The organism is Ferruginibacter sp. (assembly GCF_031430955.1).
GTDB lineage: Bacteria > Bacteroidota > Bacteroidia > Chitinophagales > Chitinophagaceae > Ferruginibacter.
The window spans coordinates 1-4491 of the sequence record NZ_JANPCM010000532.1 but is presented as its reverse complement, the minus strand read 5'-3'; the positions used below and the strand labels follow the sequence as shown (position 1 = coordinate 4491).

Sequence of the window (4491 nt, the reverse complement as noted above, 5' to 3'; positions counted from 1 at the left end):
GTAATTGAACCGCCACCTCTTACTCTTATAATGATATCTGCACCCGGCGCACCTTCCGATGCAATGGCCTGCACACCAGCTAATCTGCCCTGCAAAGCTTCTGCGGCAGAGGATAATGGAATATCTTTTAATTGTTTTGCACTTACAGAAGAAACTGTACCAGTTAAATCTTTTCGCTTAATGGTAGCGTACCCAACAACCACAACATCTTCCTGAGTAATAGCCTCTTTAATTAATTGAACAGCTACTGCATCGTTGCCGGTAACCGTTACAATTTTAGATGCATAACCAACCGAAGAAACTACAAGATCAACTAAACCCGGAGCAACAACTGTAATAGAAAAATTCCCCTCTTTATCTGTTTGAGTTCCTTTTTTTGCATTTTTTGCAATTATGTTAACGCCGGTAAGAGGTGCCCCGTTTTCATCCGTTACTTTACCCTTAATGGTTTTGTTTTGGGCTGATGCAATGAAAGGAAAAATAAAAAAAATAGTGATAAGAAATAAAAACTTGTTCATATAGCAGTATTTAGTTTGTATAAATAAAAGCAGTGTTTTTTAGAAGGAAAAAATTAAGACCACTGCAGCAATCAATGCCCAATGTTAAAACTTTTTTTACAGCAATGAATTGGCGCACCATACTATATTTACGCAAACGTTCCCGATAACGATGACACATTATTTTATCCTCTTAAAATGCCTTAACTTCAATAAAAAAAGGTGCTTTATATCATTAATATTTTACAATGAAGTTTGAACCGGTTACCATAAAAGATATTGGAAAAGCATTGGGATTATCTACATCAACTGTTAGCAGGGCTTTACGTGGCAGTTACGAGATAAGTTCGGAAACAAAAAAATTAGTGCTGGAATATGCAGAAAAAATTAATTACCGCCCCAACCCTATTGCATTAAGTTTAAAAGAACGGCGCAATCATTCGCTGGGCATTATTGTTTGCGAAATTGCCAACAACTTTTTTTCGCAGGCCATTAACGGTATTGAATCTATTGCCTACAACCGGGGTTATCATGTTATCATTTCGCAAAGCCACGAATCTTTTGAAAGAGAATGTGTAATTGTTGATCACCTTGCCTCCAGATCGGTTGATGGGTTATTAGTTTCCGTATCAAGCGAAACACAGGATTATACCCACTTTAAACAATTGTACGAAAAAGGTTTACCCATTGTTTTTTTCGACCGTGTAGCCAACGAAATAATTACCCATAAAGTAATTGCCGATAATTTTAAAGGCGCTTACGATGCCACAGAACATTTAATAAAAAATGGTTTTAAAAGAATTGCACACATAACCAGTGCACCCTATTTGTCAATTTCGGAAGAACGTTTAAATGGTTATAAAGAAGCTTTACTAAAAAATAATATTGAGTACGATGAAAAATTAGTGCACTATTGTTATCATGGCGGTATGATTTATGATGAGGTGGAAAAGGCATTAAAAAAAATATTTGAATTAAAACAAAAAGCAGATGCATTGTTTACCGCCGGCGACAGAATTACCACCACCTGTATGCAGGCATTGCAAAAGTTAGATAAAAAAATTCCGGATGATATTGCGGTAATAGGTTTTACCAATACCAACGTAGCCGAACTGTTTAATCCATCACTTTCTGTTGTAAGGCAACCTGCATTTGAAATTGGCCAGGTGGCAACAGAATTATTAATAAGCATGATTGAAAGTAAAAGACCGGTTACAGAATTTCAATCGAAAGCGTTGCAGACGGAATTGATAATAAGAGATTCGTCTGCTGCAATTGCTAAAGCAAAAACCAATTCGTAATTTAATTCATTGAACATTCACCATTCACCACTCACCATTCACCAATGAAACTGCAATTTATTTCAGTTGGCAAAGCACATGAGCCTTATGTAAAAGATGGTGTGGAAATATTTACCAAACGCATCTGTCATTATTATACTGCCGAATGGCATATTATTGCTGCACCAAAAAACAGTGCGGCGTTAAGCGAAACAGATTTAAAGAAAAAAGAAGGCGAAGCCATTTTAAATCTTTTACAAAAAGATGACTATGTAGTTTTATTAGATGAAAGAGGCAAACAAATGAAAAGTGAAGAGCTGGCAAAATTTATAGAGCAGCGGGCAAATGAAAGTATAAAGAAAATGGTATTTTTAATTGGCGGCGCTTTTGGTATAAGCGATGATGTAATGAAAAGAGCCAATTATAAATGGAGTTTATCTAATTTAGTTTTTCCGCACCAGTTGGTTCGATTAATTTTGGCAGAGCAGGTGTACAGGGCATGTACAATAATTAAAAAAGAAAAATATCATCATCAATAAAATAAAATGGAAATAAACGTTACATTATTAATTATTGTTGCTACCGCAATAACTTCCTTTGCAGCATTTAACAACAGGGCTGTCATGGACAAATTAATTTTTTATCCACCAGCTGTAAGCCAAAGAAATGAGTGGTACAGGTTTTTTAGTTGTGGAATGATTCATGCTGACATTCCACATTTAATTTTCAATATGTATGCCTTATACCTTTTTGGAAGTGGCCAAAATTATATCAACGCAGAAGGGTTAAAAGATAATACCGGAGTTGAATGGTTTTTTGTTAAGGTATTTGGAATGGCAGGATATTTTTGGTATTTCACTATGTATGCTGCCGCAGTTGGAATTTGTCTGCTACCAACTTACAAAAAAAATAAAGATAATTACCATTACAGAAGCCTTGGTGCTTCGGGGGGTGTGGCTGCAGTTGTATTTGCGAAAATTGCTCTTGACCCTATCAATGGTATTGGCCTCATTCTAATACCTGTTTATCTTGCAGGATTTTTATTTGGTATTTTATATATTTTTATTTCTTATCAATTAGATAAAAGGCAGCAGGGAAATATCAACCATTCAGCTCATATCTGGGGTTCTTTTTTTGGCATAGTCTTTATAATAGCCTTATGCCAGCTTTCAGGAAAATATCCTCTATTGCCAGAACTTGTAGAAAAAATAAAAAATTTCAGATTAGATCAGATTATTACTTTTGGACGGGGCTAGTCTGCAACAACTCCATTGTTTTGTAAGTACTCTTCACTTACAAAATTCTTACTGCTTTGCTAAACTCTTGGAGGGTTTTCTAAAAAATTCCCGAAGTATTTAACCCAACCCTCCAAGAGTTAGTTAAGATAGATTTATGAATCGAATAAAGAAAAACTTATCTGCAACACCTCCTTTGTTTTATCCATAATCTTAAACCGGTCATCAATACGCATACCAATTACCCACAATATTTTTTTATTACTTTCTACTACCCACACTTTTTCTTTTTGTGTAAGCGATAATTTTTGATCGATAAAAAAACGGCTGAGCTTTTTCTTTTTCTGCATACCAAGCGGATAGAAATAATCGCCTTGTTTCCATTTGCGGAGTAATAGAGGAAATTTTATTTGAGAAAGATCAAGCTGTGCAGTTAATGGAGAATGGTTAATATTGAATGTTGAATATTTTTCAATCTGCAATTTTCCTTCAGTAAAAGTTATTTGTTTATCACTCTCTTCAATTAAAATATTTTGTGCTGTTGCAGTTTGGTTGGGAGAAATGATCAACCATTTCCTGTTTTTAATAATGCGATGAGAAGTTGACTGAATATATTTACCCGATTCACTTTGTAACAATGCCATAACTTCTTCGGATTGATGAGATGTAAAATTATAGTCTTTAATAATTTCATAAATAACAGTTGCCAAAGGTTTTGTTTTCTGTAATTTTAAAACTGGAATATGACTTTCATTTCCTTTTGTTTCCAGCAATTTACTTTTATGCAGCTCAATGGCCTGGTTGTATAATTGCTCTACTTCACCAAAACGGGTAATGTTTTTTAAAATATTTTCATCCGCTTCGGGAAAAACTTTTTTTACAGCGGGTATTAATTCATTACGAAAATAATTTCTTGTAAAATCATTTTGGTCATTGGTATAATCTTGTACAAATTCTAAATTATTTGTTGCAGCAAAAGCAAGCAACTCTTTTTTATTTGCAAAAAGTAAAGACCTTATAATTTTATTTTGTTTAGATAAAATACCATGTAAACCTTTAATGCCGGTGCCTCTAAAAAAATTCATCAGCACCGTTTCAATATTATCGTCTGCATGATGTGCAGTTAAAATATAATTAATACCGTTTTGTATTCTTATTTCTTCAAACCATTTGTACCGTAAGTTTCTTGCGGTTTCTTCAATCGATTTTTTTTCTAGTACTGCAATCGAATTGGTATCAAATTTCTCTACAAAAATTTCCACCCCATATTTTTCAGCTAATGCCCTCACAAATTTTTCGTCCCTCTCACTCTCTTCTCCTCTCAATTGAAAATTACAATGTGCAAATGCAAAATCATAGCCTGCCTGTTTGCATAATTCGCAAAGTACAATACTATCTACGCCGCCGCTTACAGCAAGCAATAGTTTATCTTTAGTTTGAAAAAGATGTTGCTGTTTAATGTACGCTTTAAATTTTTCC

The 4491-nt window shown here is 34.2% G+C and carries 5 protein-coding genes; 3 read left to right on the top strand and 2 right to left on the bottom strand.

Annotation, left to right across the window (positions count from 1 at the left end):
- On the bottom strand, positions 1-518 hold a 518-nt coding region (locus ACY65O_RS14970; RefSeq protein WP_462221666.1), incomplete at its 3' end, for a carboxypeptidase-like regulatory domain-containing protein.
- A gap of 227 nt (positions 519-745) precedes the next feature.
- On the opposite strand from ACY65O_RS14970, the gene ACY65O_RS14965 reads away from it, so the two are divergent.
- The 3 genes from ACY65O_RS14965 to ACY65O_RS14955 all read left to right on the top strand — a co-directional run bounded on the left by ACY65O_RS14965 (position 746) and on the right by ACY65O_RS14955 (position 3033).
- On the top strand, positions 746-1798 hold the full coding sequence (locus ACY65O_RS14965; protein ID WP_462221665.1) for a LacI family DNA-binding transcriptional regulator: 1053 nt from the start codon (positions 746-748) through the stop codon (positions 1796-1798).
- A gap of 44 nt (positions 1799-1842) precedes the next feature.
- The gene (locus tag ACY65O_RS14960) at positions 1843-2316 is read left to right on the top strand and encodes a 23S rRNA (pseudouridine(1915)-N(3))-methyltransferase RlmH (protein ID WP_462221664.1); all 474 of its coding nucleotides are present in this window, start codon (positions 1843-1845) and stop codon (positions 2314-2316) included.
- Between the two features lie 84 nt (positions 2317-2400).
- Entirely contained in the window at positions 2401-3033 is a 633-nt protein-coding gene (locus ACY65O_RS14955) for a rhomboid family intramembrane serine protease (RefSeq protein ID WP_462221663.1), read from the top strand.
- 134 nt (positions 3034-3167) lie between these two features.
- Here the strand turns inward: ACY65O_RS14955 and tilS are convergent.
- On the bottom strand, positions 3168-4491 hold a 1324-nt coding region (gene tilS, locus ACY65O_RS14950), incomplete at its 5' end, for a tRNA lysidine(34) synthetase TilS (RefSeq protein ID WP_462221662.1).

Coding starts and splice junctions, on each gene's coding strand:
- ACY65O_RS14955 (WP_462221663.1), top strand. CDS start 2,401: ATGGACAAATTAATTTTTTATCCACCAGCTGTAAGCCAAAGAAATGAG.
- ACY65O_RS14960 (WP_462221664.1), top strand. CDS start 1,843: ATGAAACTGCAATTTATTTCAGTTGGCAAAGCACATGAGCCTTATGTA.
- ACY65O_RS14965 (WP_462221665.1), top strand. CDS start 746: ATGAAGTTTGAACCGGTTACCATAAAAGATATTGGAAAAGCATTGGGA.